The sequence below is a fragment of the Coprococcus intestinihominis genome (genome assembly GCF_040096555.1).
GTDB classification, from domain to species: domain Bacteria; phylum Bacillota; class Clostridia; order Lachnospirales; family Lachnospiraceae; genus Coprococcus_A; species Coprococcus_A intestinihominis.
On sequence record NZ_JBBMEK010000456.1, the window covers coordinates 1 to 1,181 of the forward strand.

Sequence of the window (1,181 nt, forward strand, 5' to 3'; positions counted from 1 at the left end):
CCTCAACTTCAATATAATCATCCGCCAGCAAGTAGATTACAACCTGTTTCTGAGTCTTTGCTGTCTCATCTCCTGTTGTTGATTCTGCTTTCATTGTCTCATCTCCTGTTTTCATTGTCTCATCCTCTGTTTTCGACTCTGCTTTTCAACATTTCTCCGATACCGGTTTCTTTGCTCTACCCCTTTAATGGATTCCACATCCGATAGTATCTCAAAAACAAACAGCACTATGCATCAGCAAATATACATCTTCATTTTTCTGAGTATCCGCTTCTCCAGCCTGGATACCTGTACCTGAGATACCCCCATCCTTTTTGCAATCTGTGACTGCGTCTGATCATAATAAAATCTGAGAACAATAATTTCTCTCTCCCTCTGATCCAGTGCAGACAATGAATCCGCCAGCATCATCCGATCCAGGGCCGCATCTCCCTCTCCGCTTCGGGCAGACAGTTTGTCCATCAATCGGATACTACTGCCGTCACCGTCATAGATTGTCTGCTGCAGCGACGCCACCTCCTGCCCTGAATTGACCGCCAGCAATACATCTTCCATAGACATACCAACATCCTTCACGATTTCGCTGAGGGTCGGTTCCCTTCCCAGCTTTTCCAGCAACTGTTCTCTACTACGATTTACTGCCGCCCGATTATCTTTAATCGACCGACTGACCTTAATGGCACCATTATCCCTCATAAAACGACGAATTTCGCCGGCAATCATCGGTACAGCATAAGTCGAAAAACGCACATCATAACTCAGGTCAAAATAGTCAATGGCCTTCAGAAGCCCGATCATCCCTATCTGAAATAAATCTTCTTTCTCCACTCCTCTGGCCGTATATCGGCTGACAATATGTTTTACAAGCCCGATGTTCTCCTGTACCAGATAATTTCTGGCCTCCTTGTCCCCTGCCTGTGCCCTTTGAAGCTGCTCACGGACATCTGTCACCTGACGGACCTCTTTTTGCTGCGAAGAACTGCAGGCCTTTCAATCTTCTTCCTCATTTTCACCTTTGTCCCCTGTCCCGATGTCGAGGTCACTTCCAGCTCATCCATAAACGCCTCCATAAATGTAAAGCCCATGCCGGCATGATTTGTTTCCGGACGCGATGTGTATAAAGGCTCCATAGCCAGTTCCACATCATCCATCCCGATTCCCTCGTCCTCAATTTCAACTTC

2 protein-coding genes are annotated in these 1,181 nt (G+C 46.7%); both read right to left on the reverse strand.

The window, feature by feature from the left end:
* Positions 1–234: 234 nt before the first annotated feature.
* Complete coding sequence (locus WMO25_RS18185) at positions 235–951, reverse strand: SigB/SigF/SigG family RNA polymerase sigma factor (protein WP_117540872.1); 717 nt, start codon at positions 949–951, stop codon at positions 235–237.
* Positions 948–1,181 (reverse strand): ATP-binding protein (locus tag WMO25_RS18190; RefSeq protein ID WP_349086647.1); only part of this gene is annotated, 234 nt, incomplete at its 5' end. The genes WMO25_RS18190 and WMO25_RS18185, both read right to left, overlap by 4 nt.